The sequence below is a fragment of the Kribbella monticola genome, assembly GCF_003261635.1.
GTDB lineage: Bacteria > Actinomycetota > Actinomycetes > Propionibacteriales > Kribbellaceae > Kribbella > Kribbella monticola.
On the sequence record NZ_QFXK01000010.1, the window covers coordinates 85,001 to 104,959 of the forward strand.

General features: G+C 69.2%; 15 protein-coding genes. 2 read left to right on the plus strand and 13 right to left on the minus strand.

All coding sequences use genetic code 11. From position 1 onward, the window contains the following. Positions 1-8: 8 nt before the first annotated feature. The 3 genes from DIZ26_RS06485 to DIZ26_RS06495 all read right to left on the minus strand — a co-directional run bounded on the left by DIZ26_RS06485 (position 9) and on the right by DIZ26_RS06495 (position 5,378). Complete coding sequence (locus tag DIZ26_RS06485) at positions 9-1,046, minus strand: SdiA-regulated/phytase-like domain-containing protein (RefSeq protein ID WP_198675943.1); 1,038 nt, start codon at positions 1,044-1,046, stop codon at positions 9-11. A 179-nt stretch (positions 1,047-1,225) separates the two neighbouring features. After that, on the minus strand, positions 1,226-4,534 hold the full coding sequence (locus tag DIZ26_RS38555; RefSeq protein ID WP_112238775.1) for a S8 family serine peptidase: 3,309 nt from the start codon (positions 4,532-4,534) through the stop codon (positions 1,226-1,228). Positions 4,535-4,787: 253 nt separating this feature from the next. Further along, positions 4,788-5,378, minus strand: a complete 591-nt coding sequence (locus DIZ26_RS06495) for a hypothetical protein (RefSeq protein ID WP_157979607.1) — start codon at positions 5,376-5,378, stop codon at positions 4,788-4,790. A 196-nt stretch (positions 5,379-5,574) separates the two neighbouring features. Between DIZ26_RS06495 and DIZ26_RS06500 the strand changes: the two genes are divergently transcribed. Then, on the plus strand, positions 5,575-7,386 hold the full coding sequence (locus DIZ26_RS06500) for a ricin-type beta-trefoil lectin domain protein (RefSeq protein WP_198675944.1): 1,812 nt from the start codon (positions 5,575-5,577) through the stop codon (positions 7,384-7,386). A gap of 3 nt (positions 7,387-7,389) precedes the next feature. On the opposite strand, the gene DIZ26_RS06505 is transcribed toward DIZ26_RS06500, so the two are convergent. Next, complete coding sequence (locus DIZ26_RS06505; protein WP_112238778.1) at positions 7,390-8,964, minus strand: DUF4139 domain-containing protein; 1,575 nt, start codon at positions 8,962-8,964, stop codon at positions 7,390-7,392. A 100-nt stretch (positions 8,965-9,064) separates the two neighbouring features. Between DIZ26_RS06505 and DIZ26_RS06510 the strand changes: the two genes are divergently transcribed. Further along, on the plus strand, positions 9,065-10,651 hold the full coding sequence (locus DIZ26_RS06510) for an MBL fold metallo-hydrolase (RefSeq protein WP_112238779.1): 1,587 nt from the start codon (positions 9,065-9,067) through the stop codon (positions 10,649-10,651). Here the strand turns inward: DIZ26_RS06510 and DIZ26_RS06515 are convergent. The 9 genes from DIZ26_RS06515 to DIZ26_RS06555 are packed head-to-tail and all read right to left on the minus strand — an operon-like array spanning position 10,633 to position 19,939. Then, positions 10,633-11,328 (minus strand): sugar transferase, encoded by a 696-nt coding sequence (locus tag DIZ26_RS06515; protein ID WP_112238780.1) that lies wholly within the window; start codon positions 11,326-11,328, stop codon positions 10,633-10,635. The genes DIZ26_RS06510 and DIZ26_RS06515 overlap by 19 nt on opposite strands. A 16-nt stretch (positions 11,329-11,344) precedes the next feature. Beyond that, on the minus strand, positions 11,345-12,424 hold the full coding sequence (locus DIZ26_RS06520) for a hypothetical protein (RefSeq protein WP_112238781.1): 1,080 nt from the start codon (positions 12,422-12,424) through the stop codon (positions 11,345-11,347). Next, on the minus strand, positions 12,421-13,755 hold the full coding sequence (locus DIZ26_RS06525; protein WP_198675945.1) for an oligosaccharide flippase family protein: 1,335 nt from the start codon (positions 13,753-13,755) through the stop codon (positions 12,421-12,423). Before DIZ26_RS06525 ends, DIZ26_RS06520 begins: the two co-directional genes overlap by 4 nt. Then, positions 13,752-15,047, minus strand: a complete 1,296-nt coding sequence (locus DIZ26_RS06530; RefSeq protein WP_112238783.1) for an O-antigen ligase family protein — start codon at positions 15,045-15,047, stop codon at positions 13,752-13,754. Before DIZ26_RS06530 ends, DIZ26_RS06525 begins: the two co-directional genes overlap by 4 nt. Then, positions 15,048-16,103, minus strand: coding sequence for an aminoglycoside phosphotransferase family protein (locus tag DIZ26_RS06535; protein WP_112238784.1), 1,056 nt, complete (start codon positions 16,101-16,103; stop codon positions 15,048-15,050). Beyond that, complete coding sequence (locus tag DIZ26_RS06540) at positions 16,100-16,534, minus strand: hypothetical protein (protein ID WP_112238785.1); 435 nt, start codon at positions 16,532-16,534, stop codon at positions 16,100-16,102. The genes DIZ26_RS06535 and DIZ26_RS06540 overlap by 4 nt, the downstream gene beginning before the upstream one ends. Further along, positions 16,531-17,685, minus strand: a complete 1,155-nt coding sequence (locus tag DIZ26_RS06545; RefSeq protein WP_112238786.1) for a glycosyltransferase — start codon at positions 17,683-17,685, stop codon at positions 16,531-16,533. The genes DIZ26_RS06540 and DIZ26_RS06545 overlap by 4 nt, the downstream gene beginning before the upstream one ends. Then, a complete protein-coding gene (locus DIZ26_RS06550) occupies positions 17,685-18,698 on the minus strand; it encodes a hypothetical protein (protein ID WP_112238787.1) in 1,014 nt (337 codons plus the stop codon). Before DIZ26_RS06550 ends, DIZ26_RS06545 begins: the two co-directional genes overlap by 1 nt. Next, positions 18,695-19,939 (minus strand): GumC domain-containing protein, encoded by a 1,245-nt coding sequence (locus DIZ26_RS06555; protein WP_112238788.1) that lies wholly within the window; start codon positions 19,937-19,939, stop codon positions 18,695-18,697. Before DIZ26_RS06555 ends, DIZ26_RS06550 begins: the two co-directional genes overlap by 4 nt. Positions 19,940-19,959: the final 20 nt, after the last annotated feature.

The following is a 19,959-nucleotide window of genomic DNA, read 5'->3' on the forward strand; positions in this document are numbered from 1 at the left end:
TCCTAGGCTCAGTTCGGCAGCGCCGGGGTGTTGCAAGGCAGTGTCCCGGCGCGGAGCGCGTGGCCGCCGTCGTTGCCGTCGTCGGCCCACAGGACCTGTTTGCGCCCCGCAGTACAGGTGGATTGCGGCGCGATCGCGAATCCCTCGTTGTTGTAGTCGGGCAACTGCGCCGGCCGAGCGTAGGTGTGCGAGACGGTGAACTTGCCGCTGGTGATCGACAGCGTCGCACTGCGTCCATGGCAGGTGTCGTCGCAGATCGACCAGAGCAGACCGGTTTCCGGCTCGAACTCCAGGTCCATGATCGTCGCGAAGCCGCCTGCGAAGGAGGCGACGCGGGTGAAGGTCCCGCCGGACTGGTTCAGCGCGTACGCGTAGACCATGCCGTTGTCCTCGAGGCCGACGAAGTACAGGCCGGTGCCGTGGTTGGGATACGAACCTGGGGTGTAGGCGGTGCTCGTGCGCTGGTCGCGGAAGCCGCGCGCGGTGAGGAACGAGTCCGGGATCCATGAGATCGCCTCGGGACCACTGTTGTCGTCCACCGCCGGCAGGTCGTCGGTGAGATCCCACTCCGCCGTCGCGTTGACCGACTTCGCCGTGGACAACGGATCGAACCGGAGGATCTTGGCCAGGCTGGTGCCGCTGTCGTCGCCGTCGCGTTCGGTTGCCACGAGCAACCCGTCCGGCGTACGGACCACGCCCTCGGCGTCCGGATCGCCGCTGCCGTCGCGGTAGTTCACCGCTCGCCCGCCGATCGCGTCCGGCCGCCAGAGCGCGCCGTCACGGACGAGCCGGTACAAGGTGCCGGGTCCGTTCTTCACCGCCCACAAGACGCCCGGACTCTCGAAGGAGAGCCCGCTGAGGTTGTCGCCGAACACATCGGTGCCATCGGCAACGGTCACCGCGCCGCCACCGGGCCAGCTCGACGTCGTGAGAGGTTTTTGCTGCGAGGGCACGATCTCAGCAGCCCGGGCCGGAGCAATCGTCACGGATGAGAGCAACAACGCCACAACTGCGGCGGACGAGGCGGTACGGCGGAACAAGGACACGTCGTGCTCCTTCGGCCTAACGGGGCGGGGTCAGGGGAAGCAGAGCTATTTGTAAACCTTCTTAACAGATGACTGACTGTACCGAGCGGCACGCGGCTCGCGCAACAGTCGCAGGCAGCAGTTCGGGCCGGATCCTGGAGGATCCGGCCCGAACTGGTCAAGCAGGTGAACGGGTGGGGTTAGTTGACGGTGATCTTGTCGACCTCGATGGTGACGCCCTTGACGAGTGGCGTTGAGGTGCCGGTGGTGACCGTGCCGGTGCCCTTCTGCACACCCTTGATGTTCATCGAGTACGTCATCGATCCGCCCGGGGCACCCGGTGTGCTCTGCACCCGGTAGTCCTCGACCGGCGGACCGGTGATCTGGCTGCCGCCGGTTCCCTCGAAGTTCTCGGCGCCGACCGTGAGGCCGTACGCCGGTCCCGGGTCACCCGGCAGGTTGCCGGGGTCGTAGGTGTAGGAGATGTCCTCGGCCCCGTTGGTGCCGATCCATTGCTGGAACACCTTCAGGTTGGTGGTTCCGAACAGATGCACCCGCCATTCGATGACCAGCCAGTTGTTGACACCGTCGGTCAGGTTGCCGGCCAGCACGCCCGGAGCTCCGGTGCCGTCGAGGTCGGTCCAGTACGAGGCGAGCACGTTGTTCGGTCGCGCGGGATCGGGCAGGTTCTGCGGCGCGAACTGAACGTCTTCGGCCGCGGAGGTACCACCGACGACCGAGTAGCCGTCGGAGACGACACCGAGCTTGGTGTACGTCTGCCCGGCGAAGACGAAGGGCGCGACGTTGAAGTTCAGCGCCTGCTCGTCGCCGATCGGTGTCGGCGTGATGCCGAAGAGATCCAGCGGGAGATACCCCGCGGGGCTCGTACCCGGCGCGATGACCGGCCGGTCAGGCTGCCGGCCGGCCAGCGTGGCGGTCTTGGTCGCCAGTTGGGTGCCGACCTTGGTGGCGCCCGTGACGCTGGTGAGTTGGAGCTGCGAGCTCAGCGTGCTGGCCGCCGTGACGTCGGTGGTCTGCAAGCTGTTGTTCTGCACGGTCACGGTGCAGGTCGACTGCCCGGTGTTCCGCGCGATGCTCGACGGCGTACAGGTCTGGTCGATCGGCACGATGCCCTCTTGGCGGAAGAAGGCGACCGGTAGGTGCAGTGCCCTACTTCCGCCGGCCTGCTTGAGGTCGACCTGGCCGAAGTACTGACCGTCGGCCAGCGCGGGGGCTGTGATCGCGATCGTCAGCTTCTGCGTCTTACCGGGCTTCACGGAGAACACCGGCGGCAGCACGGTGATGTTCGCTCCGGCGACCGTCGTGCCGGAACCGGTGAAGGTGAGCGTCTGGTTGGTGACGTTCTTGACGGTCCTGGTCGCCGTGATCAGGCCCGGCATGGTCGGCGCGTTCACCGACGGCAGGTTCAGATCGATCCGGTTCAGCGCGTCGGTGGCCGAGGCCGCATAGTTCGCGGCGGTCTCGTCCATGGTCAGCCCTGGGTCGCCGGCCTTGGTCAGGTCGATCCGGCCGCCACCGTCGTCGAAGGGGTCGGCCTTGGTGACCCGGTCGGGCTTGGTAACCGTGGTCTTGGCGGTGGTCTCCAATGCGGACTTGACCTGGCCAGGCGTCCAGGAGGGATGCAGCGCGAAGATCAGTGCCGCCGCGCCGGCCACGTGTGGTGAGGACATCGACGTACCGGCGATCACCTGGTAGAGGTTGCCGGGCGGGCCTTCGGCCGGCGACTCGGGTGTCGGCGTCTGGCCGGCCAGGATGTGCAGACCGGGAGCGGTGACGTCCGGCTTGAGGAAGTCGCCGCCTGGGCCGCGTGAGGAGAAGTACGTCATCACGTCGCCCTGCCAGGTGGTCTTCGAGCCCTGCGTGAACGACGCGGTGGTGCCCGGGTGCGCCGCGAGGAAGGACAGCAGGATGTCGGCGTCGGGCTTCTCGAGCTGGACGGCCGGCAGCCAGTGGTTGTCGGTGAAGACGTCGAACGGCGCGGAGTTGTACATCAGCATGCCGATCGCGCCGCCCTGCCTGACGTTGAAGCCCTTCATCACTCGGCCCGACGTGAACTGACAGGCGACGATCTTGCCGGCGAAGACGCCTGGAGGAGCAGGCGTGTTGCAGGTCGCGTCGCTGTAACCCGGTGTGGAACCAGCCAGTACGACGGGCGCCGGCGTGCTGATGCCCGCGGTGATCGACGCACCGGAGACGGTGGCGGTCGCGCCGTCACCGGACAGGGTGACCGTCGAACGGAAGGTCCGGCTCTGGGTGGAGGCCGCGACCGTGGTGACCCACGGGCTGCGGTGATCGGTCGTGTTCGCACCCGGACCGGAGTTGCCGGCCGAGGTGGAGACGAACACGCCCGCGGCGTACGCGTCCAGGAAGGCGAGTTCGACCGGATCGCTGTACGGGTCGCTGCCGCCGGAGATCGAGAAGTTGATCACCCGGACTCCGTCGAGGATGGCCCGGGCGACCGCCGCCGCCGAGTCGGACGGGAAGCAGCCGCCCGCGCCGCAGACCTTGTACACCGAGACCGCCGCCGCGGGGGCGATGCCACGGATCGGCCCGCGGCTGATGCCCAGCGGGTTCGCGTCCGCGACCGGACCACCGGCCGACGTCGTCGAGGTATGCGTGCCGTGACCATTGGAGTCACGGGCGGAGTCGGGGTAGACCTCGCCACCGATCACCGCGTTGTAGGTGTCGAGGAACGGCCGTCCGCCGATCAGCTTGTGGTTGCACACGAACGGGTCGCTCGCCGGTGTCAGCGGGTTGTCGCCGAAGTCGCACACGCGGGGCGCGCCGTCAGCGGTAGCCGGTGGCGCCGGCAGCGTGCCCGGATCGGCGTACGACGGATGCTCGGGCCACGCGCCGCTGTCGAGGATGCCGACGATCACGCCCTTCCCCGCGGACGCCGGGCCCCCGAGCTGGTTGTAGATCGTCGGGGCGCCGATGAAGTCGCCGCTGGAGTCGGTCAGCAACTGCTGTGGGTTGTCCTGCTGCACCGCCGCGACACCCGGCAACTTCAGCAGATCGCGGGCCTTGTTCGCCGGGACGCTCAGTGCGACACCGCCGTACACGGTGCGCAGGGTCTGTCCGGCCCGGGCACTCGGGACTCTGGTCCGCAACGCGGCGAGGAAGTCGTTCTCCATCGCGGTCACGTGCTTCAAGTACTTGGTGGCGTTCGTGCCCTTGGGATCCAGGCGTTTGCCGGTGACGGACGGGCTGGTGCCGGGCAGGCCTTTGAGGCCGCCGCGGTAGGCCGCGAGCGAGTCGTAGTCGAGCTTGACGACCACGCGGACCTGGTTGGCCGACGTGCTGTTGATCAGTGCGGGATCGCTCTTGGCGAGCTGACCACTGGGCGACTTGGCGCCGTTGACGACACTGGCCAGGCTGAGTGGCGTCGCCGTGAACTTCCGGCCGCCCGGGGGCGACGGGTCTGCCGCGACCGCCCCCGTCGTAGGCAGCGTGGCGGCGAGCAGCAGACCGGCGGACAAACCGGCCATGACGGTACGTCGGGGACTTGCTCGGTGGAGCGTGGATCGCATGCGCGGGCCTCCCGTGAAGGCGAATGACGCCGTCACCGCAGGAGGCCACGTCGAACGTCAAGGTGACCCCCCAGGTCGCCGCTGTCAGCCCATCGGTCCCGTGACCGAACCCCCCCGGGTTCCGGCGTACCGGCCGGCACCCCCACGGTGCCTGCCTGCAGCCGAGGCTAAGCCCAAACTCCGGTCACAGCCAGAGTTCGAGATGCCCGACTCAGTCGCAGGTGTCGCAGACCCCAGTGGCCGGGGTCTGCAGGTTGCACTGGGGACACTTGTTGATCGGGCGCTCGGCGATCGCGGCCTTGCGGGCGCGCGCCCGGGCGGCGCCGAGCTTCGGCGGGATCATCGCGCTGCCGCCATCGGCCGGCAGACCCGCTGCCTTGAAGTGGCGGTAGATCGCGAGCCGCTCGTGGGAGGCGTGGGTATCGGGGTCCGGGGGAGTGGTGCCGGTGGCCGCGCCGACGATCGCGGCGTACCCGTCGAAGACGCTCTCGTCGGGGTTGACGCACAGCGCCGACAACATCGGCTCCCCGCGCCGCAGGCTTTCGGCCGACACCTCTGCGAGCACGCCACCGATCCAGAACCGGGTCGCCTGCTTGGTGCGGATACCGGTCAGGTCCTGTACGCCGTTGGCGAGGTCCTTGTGCTGCACGAGCCCGTGGTACTTCTTCGCCGCGGCGAGCAGCAACTCCCGCGCCGCGGCCGCCCACTCGATCCGCGCGGTCGCAACGCCGACATCGGCGACGTCGCGCTCCACTGGTTCCGGCGATTCCTGGTCTGGTGCGGCGACATCAAGAAGGGACACGCGGGAGACCTTAACGGGGGCACCGCCGTTTGGCGAAAACGTGGGTCCGGCGCCTTGACAGTGATCAGGGGCGGTTCCATGATGCTTGCACTTGGTGCTGATAACTGCGCATAACTGCAGTCTTCATTCAACAATGTGCAGACAGTGTGCGCAAGCTGCTCAAGCCCGTAGGCCGCCCCCACCCCAGGAGATGAGCATGATCGCTGTCCACCGCCACAGATTGGCTGCACTGGCCGCCGCCGTCGTACTGGCCGGAACTGGGCTCGGCGTGGCCGCCGCGGGGCCCGCCGCTGCCGACAGCGTGGCCGCGAACACCAGTACGCCGATCGGCGTGAAACCGATGATGGGCTTCAACAACTGGGCGCGGTTCACCTGCGCCGCACAGGCCCGCCTCGACGGCACCCGTACCGGCTATTCGTTCCAGCAGTTCATGCAGGACCAGGCCAAGGCCATGAAGGACACCGGGCTGGTGGCCGCCGGCTACACCAACCTCACCGTCGACGACTGCTGGATGCAGCGCACCAGCGCCGGCTACCTGCACGGAGCGGCCACCTGGGGTGGTAGCAGTCAGCCGGGCTTCGACTGGGAGCTGACCGACTACTCCAACTACGTGCACAGCCAGGGGATGGAGACCGGTCTCTACAGCACGTCGGGCGTCAACACCTGTCAGGGCGTGCCGGGCGGAGTGCTGGGACACGAACAAGCCGATGCGAACTCCCTTGCCTATTGGGGAATCGACTCCCTCAAGCTGGACAACTGCGGGACGACGACCAGCAACCGGCAGCAGATCTTCACCACGATGGCCAACGCGCTGAAGACGGCTACGGCCAACACCAGCAGGAAGATCCTCTTCAACGAGTCCGCTCCGGCCGGCTACGGCCCGACCAGTTCCGAGAAGTACAACTCGCTGGACTGGGTGCGCACACTCGGCCAGATGTGGCGGGTCAGCCCGGACATCGCCGTCTGGCACGGCGACAACGCCTCCGCCTGGAACTGGCCGCACGGCGGCGACTACTACGAGGGCGGCGTGCTACAGAACCTGAACGACACCGTGGCTTTGGCCCGGTACGACGGTCCGGGGAACCACAACGACGCGGACATGCTGCTGATCGGTGACAACAACCAACTGACCCTGGCCGAGCAGCGCAGCCAGTTCGCGCTCTGGTCGGCGATGGGTTCCCCGTTGATGATCAGCTCCGACATCCGCAAGCTGGCCGCCGACCCCACGACGTACGCCGCTCAGCTGGCCATCCTGAAGAACAGCGACATCATCGCCGTCGACCAGGATTCGCTCGGCGCGGGCGGCTATCTCGCCTCCCGCGACAACTCCTCGGTGAGCGCCGGCGTCGACGTCGTGGTCAAGCCGCTCGCCGGGGGCCGCCGCGCCGTCGCAGTACTGAACAAGAACGCGGCCTCGATCAACTACAGCCTGGACCTTGCCCGTCTCGGCTTCGGCAACACGAGCTGCACCCGGACGGCGCGGAATCTCTGGACGCACACGAATCTCTCGGTCCAATCGACGATCAGCACGACCATCGCGAGCCACGACACCGCGATGTTCACCGTTGATCCGGGAAGCTGTGGAGCGCCTATCGCCGTCGGCCAGATCCAGGCTCCGCAGAGCGCGTTCCAGGCCTCCGCCCTGTGCCTGGACGCCTACACGGGCGCAGCGGCCGGTCACAAGGTCGCCTTGTACTCCTGCACCGGCAACAGCAACCAGCAATGGCAGCGCCAGCCGACCGGCGTGATCTCGTCCCTGCAGAACAGCACGCTCTGCATCTCCGGTGACTCGACCGGCCTGCGGCTGGCGACCTGCAACGCAGGCGACAGCTCGCAGAAGTGGACCTACAGCCGCTCGGGCCAGCTACGCCAGGCGAGCGGCGTCTGCGTCGACATCGCAGGCAGCGACTTCACCAACCCCAACTCGACTGTCGCCACCTACGCCTGCGGCACCCACCAACCCAACCAGACCTGGAGCGCTCCCTTCGATACTCCTCCCGCCGCATAACCCTCATTCACGCCAGCCGGTCAGGTCGACGGACTTGGCGGTGTCGACGCGGAAGCCGAGTTTGATGCGGACCTCGCCCTCGGCGGCGAGGTCCAGCTTCCAGGTGACGACGCCGAGATCGGTCACTTCGGCCGGCTCGGGTTCGGTGCTGATCGGCTTGACGGCGATCTCGTGGTCGCGCGCGACCGGTAGTTGGTCCAGCACCGTGATCCGGGCCGTGCGCGGGGTGTGGTTCTCGATCTTGGTCTCGTACTCGACCTCGCGGCGGCGGGTCGAGCCGAGCGTCGCCTTGCTCGCCGTACGGCGTACCAGCTTTCGCTCGACGCGGATCCGGTCGTCCAGGCCGAGCGCGAGTTCGACTTCTTCGCCAGGAGCCCACAGGGGCAGGGCCGCCGAGCCGACGAAGTCCGCTTCGTGGAAGACCGCCGCCTTCCCGGCGGGCAACGTGTGCGCCGACGAGTTCACCACCGTGGCCCGCAGATGGACGTCGGTGGACCGGACCGGTGCGGTGATGTAGTCCAGCTCGGCGTCGAGGTCGACGGAGGCGATCGTCGCTCGGTGGGAAGCACCGTCCGCTGGCACGGCGACCGGTCGCGGGGGAGTGTAGGTCGCTGCGGTGACGCCCTGTTCGACAGTTGCCGTGAGGTCGGCGAAGGCAGGTGCCGCGGCCTGAACGCTCTCGGCGGCGGCGAACGCGGTCGGCATGGCGTCGCGACTCATCCGGCGTCCACCCGGCGCGGGCGGGGCCGAGACCGGTACCGGTGGGTGATAGCGGTCGAGGTACCAGGGGTCGAGCTCGGGCACCTTCGCGGTCACCATCGGCCGGGCCGTCGAAAGCGTCAGGTCGCACTCGGGCCAGTCCTCGCCGGTGTGCTGGGTGATCAGTCCGTACCAGTTCAGGGTCAGATCGTCGCCGGTGAGACGGACGTCGTACGAACTGGTCCAGCCGGCGCCCGGTACGACGTACGAGAGCTCGATCTCCACGTCTGCTTCGGATTCCAGCGCCAACGCGACTGCAGCCGAGCGGCGATCGGGCACGCGTTGCTGCGCGACCTCGGCCAGCCGGCGATCGGCGGCGGCGAGGCGTTCCTCGGCTTCCTGCCGCCGGCCGGCCAGTTCGCGACGCTTCGACCGGACGGCGGACAGGCGGGCAGCCAGTGACTCGGTGAACTCGCCGAGCTGCGAGCCTGCCTCGCCGGCGGCCAGCGTCCGCGCGAAGCTGCCACCGGCGCGCCGCCCGAGCTGTGCGAGGAAGGTGTCGAGCTGGGCCTGGACGTCATCCGCATCGACCAGTTCGGCGACCTCGGCCTCGGCCTCGCGGCGTCGGCGTTCCAGGTCGGCCACCGTCTCGTCCGGCGCCTGCGAGTGATGCCGCATCGCCACGTCGACCCCGACCACGGTGGCCGGCCCGCGACCGGCGACCCGCACCGAGTCTTCCTGCAAGGCGAGCGGCAGCGGTTCGACGTACACGGTCTGATCGCCCGTCGGCACGGTGATCCGGCCCCTGCGGGTCACCCGGGCCCGATCGGGATAGACGACGACAGCGACGATCGGCGCATCCAGCACAAGTTCGCTCATTCCCCGACAGTAGCCGCGGCAGGGCCTGGGCCAGACGGCGTAGGGGTTCTCGTCCGGGCGGGTGATGATCCGCCCCGGTTCGCCCGGGAGCCTTGGGAACATGAGTGAGCCGACGGTCACCGCGCTGGGTCATGCCGGTCTGCGCCTCGACGCACCCGGCATCCGTCTCCTGGCCGATCCCTGGCTGTCGATGAGCGGCGCGTTCCTCGGCGCGTGGTTCCCATTCCCGGACAACTCGCACCTGCTCACCCCCGACCTGCTCGACGTGGACCTGGTCGTCGTCTCGCACGAGCACCTCGACCACCTCGACCTGGACCTGATCGCCGGGCTTCCGGCAGAGATTCCGGTGGTGATTCCGCGCTACCCGTCGACGATCATGCAACGCCGGCTCCGGGCGATCGGCCGCACCCGCGTCGTCGTACTGGATGCCTGGCAGCGACATCCGCTGGGCCCGGACGACTGGCTGACGGTGATCCCCGAGCAGTGCCCGATGAGCCACGACTCCGCGGTACTGATCAAGCTCGCCGGCCGGAGTGTGCTGCACACCAACGACGCCCGGATCTCACTCGCCCAGACGCGACGGGCGATGACCGAGGTCGGCGGCCAGTTCGACCTGATGGGCGCGCAGATGTCGGGCGCGAGCTGGCACCCGGTGCGGTACGAGTACGACGAGGTCGAGCGCGAGCGGATCGCCACGATCAAAAGGGTCGGCAAGTTCAAGGCCGTCACCCGACTGGTCCGTCAGGTCCAGCCACGACTCGTCATGCCGTACGCCGGCCCGCCCTGCTTTCTCGACGACGACCTGTTCGACCTCAACAGTGGACTCCGGCCCGGCGGGATCTTCCCCGACCAGGGCGAGGCGCTCGCCTGGCTCGCGGACCGGCTGCCCGAGCAACCGGGCGTCTGCCTTCTCCCCGGCGACCAGGTGGACCTCGGCAGTCTCGCGGTCACCAGAGACCCACAGTGGCAGGGTTTCTCGCTCGACGCCGGCCCGGAGGCGAGGCGGCACTACCTCGCCGAGTACGCCGTACGCCGGCGCGCGGCGATCGATGCTGTCTGGGCGGCCAACCCGCCGCCGGCGCCCGGCCTGGCCGAGAGGTTCAAGGCCCACTTCGAGTCGCTGGGCACCTTGTCGGAGTACTTCCTGGCCCGGATCGGCATGACCGTCCGCTTCGAGGTCGAGGGGCCCAACGGTGGCGTGTGGGACGCCCACATCGGGCCGGACCGGGTACGGGTCGATCTGGACGGTGGCGATTGCCATGCGGACTACCGGCTGATCCTGGACGGGCGCTGGCTCGACGGTGTCGTGTCGGGGCGCACGCGGTGGGAGGAGCTGTTGCTGTCGCTCCGCTTCACCGCACGCCGTCAGCCCGACCAGTACAACGACTACCTGGTCGGGCTGCTCAAGCACGCCGATCGGGCCGCGTTGCGGGCGGTGGAAGAATTCGAGGCGGCGCGCGATCCCGAGGAGACGATCGAGCTGACCGTGAACGGCGAGACGATCCAGGTCAGCCGGTTCTGCCCGCACGCCGGGGAGGATCTGGCCGAGACAGGTGTCGTCGTCAACGGCGTACTGCGCTGTCTCGGCCACAATTTCGAGTTCGATCTCCGCACCGGCGACTGCCTGAACGCCCGCGCGGACTCGCTGCACATCAAGCGCGACGAGCCCTACTCCGAAGCGGTCTGACTCCCGACCGATCGCTGGACGTCGGCCAGGCCGGTCACGAACAACGCCGTCAGCAGGAGGTAGTGCAGCGTTCGCCCGAGCGTCGGGCGGCGCAGATACTCCTGGTCCGCGGTGACTCTGAGCGGGACCAGCACCTGCAGGTAGTAGGCCTCGACGTCGGACCAGTTCGGCGGAGCCACCGCGGACTTCTCCCGGTAGTAGAGCTGGGCCGGGCCGGTGAGTCCGGGGCGCGCGAGCAGGATCGGCCGGCAGGACTCAGGGTAACGGCTGGCGAGCGCATCGCTTTCCGGGCGCGGTCCGACCAGCGTCATCTGGCCTCGGAGTACGTGCCACAGTTGGGGGAGTTCGTCGATGGCGGTACGGCGCAGTACGGCGCCGAGCCGGGTGATCCGGACGTCCGCCGCGGCGGTCACTTCGGGGCCCGAGGCAACCACTCGCATCGTTCGCAGCTTGTAGAGCGTGAAGCGCACTCCGTTCTCACCGACCCTGGACTGTCGGAAGAACACCGGGCGGCCATCGGTCAGAAGGATGCCAACGGCAACCAGTGCGACGATCGGTACGACCACGACCGACAGCAGGACGACGACCACGACGTCGACTACCCGGCGGGTGCGGCCGACGCCGTACTCCGATCGGCCGGCCGACGACTTGTTGCGGGTGCGAACGAGCTGGGACATGGTGGACTCCTCTTCCTCAACCGGTGCCGGCGGCAACGAAGACCGCACTGAAGGCGGCCGCGGCCAGGTCGCACTCGCGACCGAAGCCGGCGCTGTCGGCCGGCATCTGGGACGGCGTCATATGGGTGATGAGTTGCCGGCCGTCAGCGCGCCGGCGGAGCAGTTCGGTCCACAGCGGGTTCCCGGACAGGCCCGGCCCGAGCAGGCTCACGACGTTGCCCTGGTACACCTGGCGCCAGGTCCAGATGTCGACCGCACGCGCTCCGGCCGCGACCGGTACGTCGATGTAGGTGACCGCGTCGTCGTTCGCCTGTCCCGGGTCGCCTTGGTAGCCGTCCGGTTCGGCGAGTGCCTTGCGGGCCTGGAGGATCGTCAGCTGCGGCCACCCTTGGGCTTTCACCCGGTTCCACACATCCACCTGGGCCTCCCGCTTGGTCAGGCCCCATTTGGCATAGGTCGCGTCCTCGAGCAGACCGGTGCTGAGGTCGAGCCGGTCGATCAGCTTCGCCCGTAGGTAGCCCTCGACGGCCGCCGCGGTGGCCGCCGGATACTTCAGCCGGACGCGTTGTGCGCAGCCCTGCTGGTTGCCCCCGCGCCACGGCAGGCAACCGAGCTCCGGCACGATCGCGTCCACCAGCAACTGCTTGCCTGGGGCAACCTGTGCGAGCCGCGTCTTGGCCGTCCGCAGGAACTGTGCCGCCTCCGCCACGGTCTGCAGGCCGTCGTGGTACCCGATCTCGTCGGACACCTTGAACCCGACCACCCCCGGCACCTTCCCCAGCGCGCCGAGCCGGTCGATGGCCTGGTCGAACGAGGCCGGCCCCTCCAGCCAGCGGGCCACCAGGTCGGTCTCCCACCAGATGTCGACACCACGCTTGTGCAGCGCGTTCGCGAGCTCGACGTAGCGGTCTGAAGTGAAGTTGGGTCCGGGTGCCGTGGACGGCAAGGACACGCCGGTCGGTCCGCCGGTCGGCCGCGGCGGCAAGGCGGTGCTGGTCATGCCGGACGATGCGCTGGTGGGATGGGCGTCCGGTGGCCCGCCGGAGCACCCGGCGACGAAGATGAGCACAGGCAGTGCCAGGACGGCGAGTTTCATGCCGACACCTCGGTCACCTGTACTGCGCTGGCGTGGCCTGTCCTTGACGCGGCGCTCAGCCGGAGCAGGACGCCGATCAGGAGGGCGTCGGTGGACAGGTAGGCAGCCGTGGAGGCGATGGCTGCGCCCAGCGCACCGTGCGAGGGAATCAGAAGCACATCGAGGACAACGGTGACCAGAAGGCCGAAGCCGAGGACGAGCGAGTTGAGCCCGGGCGTTCCCCGCCCGTACAGGTAGGCGCTCGCGACCCCGGACGCTCCCGCGAGCAGCATGCCGGCGAGCAGGACTCGTGCCGGCGTCACGGCCGGCCCGAAGGACGCGCCGTACAGGAGCCGCATCACCGGCGACGTCAGCAGCGCGACCGGGATCGCCGCCAGCAGGATCCCGATCAAGGTGGGCCGGATCATCCGCCGCGCGGACGCGGCCGCCTCGCGCTGCCCGAGTTTCGCAAGACGGGGATAGAACACCCAGGTCAACGCGTTGCCGGGCAGCCTGAGCAGTTCGGCGTACTTCGAGGCGACGGCGTAGCTGCCCAGTACGGCCGGGCCGGCCATCGCCCCGAGAATCGCGAAGTCCAGCCGGAGATTGAGCAACGTGATGAGCCCGCCGACCTGCCCCCGCAAGCCGTAAGACGCGATCCGGCCGCCGAGCGCGCGATCGGGCCGGCCGAACCAGCCCTGGCCGCCGGCCGCCAGTCCGAACCGCCGCCAGCCGAGCAAACGGCTCACCCGGCGCCACGCCTCGACCGCGACGACCAGGTCGGCGAGCCCGAGACCGATCACGATCGCCGCGACACCGTGAATCCCGGTCACCAGCGGCAACAGGTAGCAGGGCAGGAAGGCCAGCTCTTCGGCTGCGATGACCACATCGCCGCCGCGGCGGTCTTCGAGCCCTTGCAGGGTCGTCTTCCCCACGGTGAGTACCAGTTGCGTGGGCACTGTCAGGCCGGCCGCCGCGATCATCAGCGTGGACTCCTGTGGGAAGAACACGTGCGCGATCGCGGGTGAAGCCGCCAGCCATGCCACGGTGCCCAGCAAGGCTCCGCCGAAGCCGATGGCAATCAGAGTCGGCCACAGTCGCGGCAGGTCCCGACGGGGTACTGCGAGGAAGTAGGCAAGTGCTCCTGGAAGCCCCAGGACACAGAGCACCCCGACCAGACCGGGCAACATCCGCAGCAACGCGTATTCACCAACAGCCGAAGGGCCGCCGGTGCGCGCGACGAGCACGGTCGCCAGCGTGAGCCCGGTGATCGCCAGGGCCCGGGCAGACGTGTTCGCCACAACGGTCCGGAACACCTCGCCGCTGAGGGGCAAACGCAGCGGGCGGCTCATGGGACCCGCTTCTTCTGCTGGTCCTGCAGGACGAGTACCAGCGCGGCGACCAGACCGAGCCAGGTCCATAGATGCCGGAAGTGCAGTACCTCGTAGAATCCCGCCGCTGTCGCCATGATCGGCCCGATGACGGCGAGCAGCCAGGGTCTAGGCACCAGCGCGGCATAGGAATCCGGCAAGGTGCCGACCACCAGCCGGAAGCACCGGACACCGATGGCCAGGCCGAGCGCCAGCAGCCCGAGCGCACCGATCAGGCCACGTTCGAGCAGTGTCGCGAGGTAGTCGTTGTGCGCCTCCTTCACGTAGGGCGCCTGGTGCGCGGCCAGCGCGGCCTTCGTCCGGGACGGGCCGTACCCGGTGACGTCCCCGTGCAAGTACAGCTGGGTTCCCTCGTGCACGATCGTGGCGCGTTCACCGGTGGAGCTGGCACTACGGCCGAAGGAATCGCGGAGCAGTGGGACGCTGCCGGCTGCCGCCTCGCGGATCTGACCCAGGTCGACCCGCGGCATGACGAACGTGAACACCACTCCGGCCAGCAGCATCGACACGGCGAGTGCGCTGAGGCCGGCGACTGCGCCACTGCGCCGGTATCTGGACACGGTGCCTGCGAGCACGAGTCCGACCAGCAGGGTGAGCATGGCGCCGTTCGATCCGGTGAAGCCGATGGCTGCCAGGACGAGGACGTAGGCGATTCGCCGTACGCCACGGGCTCGCGGGCATTTGCACGCCGCCATCACGAACAAGGACACGACCAGGTAGTTGCCGGCCAGGTTCGGATCGCCGAAGGTGTAGGACGCGCGAACGCCGTCCTTGGCCGAGACCCCGCTGAGCGCGTTGATGCCGAGCAGGTAGGCCACGGCCATCACGCCGGAGTACACGGGCGCGGTCCGGCACCAGGCGCGCGTCACGGCCGACACGATCGCCGGGTTGTGGCGACCCAAAGCCAGTGCCGCACCCCAGGCCAGCAGCAGCACGTCCTGGGCCAGTACGAGGCCGACACCGACAGGCGCCTGCGCGACGTAGGCCGCGAATGCGCCGCCGAGCAGCAACCCCGCTGTCCCCAGCAGATAGGGCACCTTGACCGGCATCTGCTCGCGAACCGACCAGAGCAGGGCGAGCCCGATGCACAACGTCATACCGACGTCGGCCAGAGCGCTGTTGCCAGGTCCGGCCGGGACCAGGAACGGCAGCAGGCAGACGGTCAGGCCCATCATCGTGGCGAGTACGTCGCCGCGCGGCCGGCCGGTGCGGCCGATCCGGCCGGAAGCTCGGGGCGAAGCGGTGACGGTCATCTAACTCACCTCTGGTTCCTGCTGGCCCGGCGCCGACGACGGCAGACCAGCGAGCAGCTCGAGATGGTTGCTGCCGAACTCGTCGTCGTTCGCCAGCGCGGCCACTTCACCGAGGCCGGTCAGCGCCGCGGCGTACCAGAGCTCGGTGGGCAGACCGAGAGTGGCGAGTCCTTCGCGAAGGTAGGAGCGGACCAGCTCGGGCAGCCAGCCGTCCCCGAGCAGTCCGTAGCTGATCCCCGCGCCGAAGCCGGTACGCCGCAGTCCCCGGTGCCGCAGGACCCGGCGTCCGGGGCGGGTGTGGCGGTCCAGGTAGAGGCAATAGCTGACCGCGAACCGGACCAGGTCTCGCAGGGGCCAGCCGCTGCGAGCACCGCACTCCCAATCCACGACACCGGTGATCACGCCGTCGCGTACCAGCAGATTGCCGAACCAGTAGTCGCCGTGAACCATCGAGCGGAACACCCGTTCGGCTCTCAACAGGCGGTCGGCCGAGGCCAGCCTGAGCAGAGCGGCTTCGAGTTGTTGATGGCCGGCCCAGCGGTCGCGCAGTTGGTCGGCGACCTCTTCGGCCCAGTGGATCCGGCTCCCCTCACCCGAGGTCGCCCGCTGGAACCGGCGCAGCCAGCCACCGGCCAGGGCGAAGTCCGCAGCGACGGAGCGAGGCCGCGCGGTGTGCAGCCAGTGGTGATATGTCACGCTCATCGGCCTGCCCCGCAAGGCAGTCGACACCAGCACCGGCAGGCCGTCGCTGTCCAGCGTCTCGAGGTACTGCGGAACCATGCCGGCCAGACCGCCGAGGTCGGCATCGCGCAGGTCGAACAGCATCTCGGTCTCGTGCCGGATCGCCGCCGCGGCGGCCGCGGTGGCCGGAATCTTGACCGCGATCGCGCCGGCCGGCCGGCCGGGATAGGCGGTCGGTGCCGGGGTGACGATGAAGGTCAGCTTGGCGTCGGGATCGCGCGAGGCAGCGATCAGGATGCCCCGGGTGTCCGGTGCGAACAGGACTTCGTGCACCGACCGTGGCCGGGGGTTGATCGGGCGAGGTGCTTCGGTCATGGTCGTCTCCCCAAGAGAGCGCGGCCGGGTGCGGCCGCCCCGGTCCAGCTCCACGGCAGCCGCCGGGCCAGACCGATCAGTGCCGACGCCGGCAGAACGCTGAACGCCAGTCCCGGCGGGACGGTGGCGATCGTGGTCCAGAAATGCCGGACCGACGGCTCGGTGTCGTCGACGAGGACGATCGGCCGGCGCAGGGTCGGCAGCACGATGAACTCGTGCTCGATCTCCAGCGCCAGCCGCCGCGCCAGCCGGCGCAACCGGCGGCGGCTGAACGGGCGCTGGTCGACCAGCACCACCGGCCGGTCCGGCTCGAGCGCGGCCAGGACGACGTCGCCGCTCCGGACGTCGATCTCGACGGTGCCGAGTGGGCACAGCGTCATCCAGGGTGACGTGACGAGCGGGGACCGGCCGGCCGGCTTCGCGAGGCTCACCGCGCCACCAGACCTGCTGTCAGCCCGCCGGAGTAGACCTGGTCGAGTACTGCGGCCAGCCGCTCGGCATCGAACGTCGCTCCCGCCAGCAGCCGGCCCTGCTGGACCATCCGCTCCGCGGTACACGGATCATCCAGTACGCCGTCGATGGCGTCGGCGAGCAGCTCCGGCCGGCCCGGCGGGACGAGTACTCCGCTCTCACCCGGGATGACCAGGTCGGGCACGGAGTTCACGGCGGTCGCCACCACGGGCACTCCGCAGCGCATCGCTTCGACCACGGCACAGGGAAGCCCTTCGTACCTGCTGGCCATCGCGAACACGTCGAAGGCGGGCAGCAGACCAGCGACGTCGGATCGCTCGCCGGCGAACACGAAACGATCCAGGAGCCCTTGCTGGCCGACAAGTTCCCGCGCTCGCGCGAGACCTGGCCCGGAGCCGATCCAGACGGCCATCACGTCGCGATGCTGCAGTTTGGCGATTGCCGCGATCAGGTGCTCCGGTGCCTTCTGGTAGTCGATCCGCCCGACCGTGCCGACCACCGGAGTGACGTCATCAAGGCCCAGTGCGGCCCGCGCGGCAGCACGAGTCTCGGTGGTCTTCGGCACAGTGATCGCCTCGACGACCGGCGCGATCGTTCGCAGGGTCGACGGCTTGGCGAGCCCTCGGCGCAGCGCCTCCGTCGCAACACCACTGCCGATCGCGAGGACCGCATCGGTGATCGCGGCCAGCCTGCGCTCGATGGCGATGTACGCCGCCTTGCGTACCGGGTTCTGGAACTCATGGAAGGGAAAGCCGTGGTAGGTGTGGACGATCAGTGGAACCCCGGCACGGTGTGCCGCGAGGCGCCCCAGTGCTCCGGCCTTGGCGCTGTGGGTGTGCACCACGTCGTACCCATCGGTCTCGCAGAGCCTGGTGAGACGGCGCAGCGCGGTCCGGTCGTCGCGCGGCGAAAGGGGTGCGACCAGGGACGGTTCGATCACGACGTGGAAGCCGGCGGCCTGGGCCCGCTCGGTCAAGGGACCGCCCTGACCGGTGACGATCGTGACGGCGTACCGGGCCGGGTCCAGCGGCAGCACGCCGCGCAGGGCGACTCCACCGGCTCCGGCGATGAAGCGGGTGACGATCTGGGCGACCTCGATCCGTGCCGTCATCAGGACACGCTTTTGGTGCGGACAGCATCGAGGTACGGGTGCAGGAGCTCGGCCAGGCGGGCTCCGGGCTGCTGACCCAGTTGGAGTTCCAGACAAGGCAGCCGGGAGGCGAGGGTGGCGGCGACCTGCTCGACCGGTGGGTGGGCGGGTCCGCAACCGGTCGCCATCGCGAGGGCTGCGGCGGTCGGCCAGAACCGGCGCAGTTCACCGGCGGCATAGGTGCCCGCGACGATGGCCCGGGCGGCCTGGGACTCGCTGACGACCCGCAACCGGGGATCCGGTTGGAGCCCGCGGCGCAGGACCACGATCAGGTCCGGCCGCAGCGATCGCAGCCGCGTTTCCCAGCCCTGCTCGCGGCGGCCGTGGTAGGTCTTGCGGCCGCCCGCCTCGGTCAGCTCGGCCGGCAGCCGGATCGGTTCGGCCAGCCCATAAGCGATGGTGCCGTCGGAGACAGCGAGGTTGTCGCAGGTGGCGCGGCCGCCTGCTGCCAGTTCCCGGGCGACCAGGCTGGACTTGCCGACACCGCCCGGACCGGCCAGCAGCACAGCAACCCCGTCGATCCGGACGACCGAAACGTGCAGCGGTGCGAGGCCTTGCTGCATGGCCAGCCAGAGCGCGGGGTAGTGCACGAGCACCTGCCCGGTCAGCGCGTGATGCCTGGCCGGAAGCAGCCGTGCCGCGGCCGCCTCTTTGACCGACGGCGTCCAGCGGCTGATGACCCGGAGCCCGTCCTCGTCGATCGACCAGAGCTGGCTGAATCCAGAACCGCCCGCGCTCGCGATGATCGCCTCGTGCCGGCCCGTCGCCCACACGCCGCGGGTGACCGGTTCACAGCCCGAGGTAGCGAACCGCTGCTTGGATCGCTCCAGCGAGAGAACGAGGTTGGCCACGTCGTCGCAGCCGCGCTCGGCGCCGCCCGTTGCCGCGAGAACCGTGGCGACCGCGGACTCTTCGACGGCGACCCGTTGGCCGGCGGTGTGCAGGAGCGTGCGGGTGATCGGTTCGGCGGTCACAGCAGCCCGCCGAAGCGACGCTTGGCGGGACCGTTGACGATGCCTAGCACCGGCCAGCGGACGGCCTTGAGAACGTCGTCGAGGTCGTCGAGCCGGCGCAGGAGCAGGCTGCCGCCGGACACGACCACCACACCGGCCGTCATCTCGTCCTGCGGTGTGACTGCCGACAATCCGGTGAACCGGACATCGGCGAACGGAGCATCGAGCCCGAGCAGTGTGGATTCCGCGGCGTCCTCGGCTCCGCCGGGCGTCGTGCTCTTCGCCCGATGGGGAGCGGAGGCGAAGCTCGCCAGTGCGAACAGCAGGTGGCTGACCGTGTCGGCGTCGGAGTCGTCCGCGCCCATCAGGACGACCGCGTCGACGCCTTGCCGGCGGGCGGCCAGAGCCATCGTGTTGCGCAGCGAGGTGATCTCCTCGGACGACTTGCCGAGCACAGGTGCCTCGAGCAGATGAGCCAGTGCGCGGACGCTGGCTACCCGTGGCCGGATCGTCTCCAGCACCGCCGCCGCGGTCAGGCCGAGGATCAGGCCGAGCAGCAACGCCAGCGCCGCCTGGGGCAGCATCGACGACCGCACCTGGGTGATGTCCGGCTTGTCGCCGACCGGTACGACGAGGTCGCGGGTGGCGTCGGCGATCGTCAGCGAGGCGCGTTGGGTGGTGAGCTGGGACAGCAACTGGTCAGCCGACTGGATCTGCGTCTGCAGATTGGCCCGCGCGTTGATGTCGGCGATACCGGCGAGTTGCTGGGTCAGCTTGTTCCGGTGCGCGGTGGCGTCGTCGACCTGCTTGTCCAGCTTGGACATCGCGGCGTTGAACGCGGAACGGTCGCCGCTGTTCATGAACAGCGCGACCCGCTCGGCCAGCGCGGCGACGATCTGTCCGGCCGCGATCGGGTCGCGGTCGGTGACGCTCAGTTCGACGATCGACGACTCACCGAGGCGCTGCGCCGCGACGTGGGTGGCGGCGAAGTCGGCGAGATCGCGTTGCGCGCCGGCCTTCTTCAGCGACGCCTCCAGCAGGCCGGGCGTCGTCGCCAGCGCGAGCACCCGGCTGCTGATCCCTTCCGCCTCGGTCGCCGAACGCGGTGCGCCCGAGACGACCTGGAGCCGGATCGAGGCCAGCGCGGTGGGCGGCTTGCTCGACTGGAGCGCGAATGCCGCGGCGACCGGCAGCAGCACACACACCAGGATGATCCCCAGGTGGGCCCGCACGATCCGACGGAACATCTCTTCGATGGTCATCGTTGTGCCCTTCGTCCGTT

Bases quoted from the DNA above. Each gene is read 5' to 3' on its own strand.
- DIZ26_RS06510 (WP_112238779.1), top strand. From the start codon at position 9,065: ATGAGTGAGCCGACGGTCACCGCGCTGGGTCATGCCGGTCTGCGCCTC.
- DIZ26_RS06530 (WP_112238783.1), bottom strand. From the start codon at position 15,047: ATGACCGTCACCGCTTCGCCCCGAGCTTCCGGCCGGATCGGCCGCACC.
- DIZ26_RS06505 (WP_112238778.1), bottom strand. From the start codon at position 8,964: ATGAGCGAACTTGTGCTGGATGCGCCGATCGTCGCTGTCGTCGTCTAT.
- DIZ26_RS06520 (WP_112238781.1), bottom strand. From the start codon at position 12,424: ATGAAACTCGCCGTCCTGGCACTGCCTGTGCTCATCTTCGTCGCCGGG.
- DIZ26_RS06555 (WP_112238788.1), bottom strand. From the start codon at position 19,939: ATGACCATCGAAGAGATGTTCCGTCGGATCGTGCGGGCCCACCTGGGG.
- DIZ26_RS06500 (WP_198675944.1), top strand. From the start codon at position 5,575: ATGATCGCTGTCCACCGCCACAGATTGGCTGCACTGGCCGCCGCCGTC.
- DIZ26_RS06525 (WP_198675945.1), bottom strand. From the start codon at position 13,755: ATGAGCCGCCCGCTGCGTTTGCCCCTCAGCGGCGAGGTGTTCCGGACC.
- DIZ26_RS06535 (WP_112238784.1), bottom strand. From the start codon at position 16,103: ATGACCGAAGCACCTCGCCCGATCAACCCCCGGCCACGGTCGGTGCAC.
- DIZ26_RS38555 (WP_112238775.1), bottom strand. From the start codon at position 4,534: ATGGCCGGTTTGTCCGCCGGTCTGCTGCTCGCCGCCACGCTGCCTACG.
- DIZ26_RS06515 (WP_112238780.1), bottom strand. From the start codon at position 11,328: ATGTCCCAGCTCGTTCGCACCCGCAACAAGTCGTCGGCCGGCCGATCG.
- DIZ26_RS06545 (WP_112238786.1), bottom strand. From the start codon at position 17,685: ATGACGGCACGGATCGAGGTCGCCCAGATCGTCACCCGCTTCATCGCC.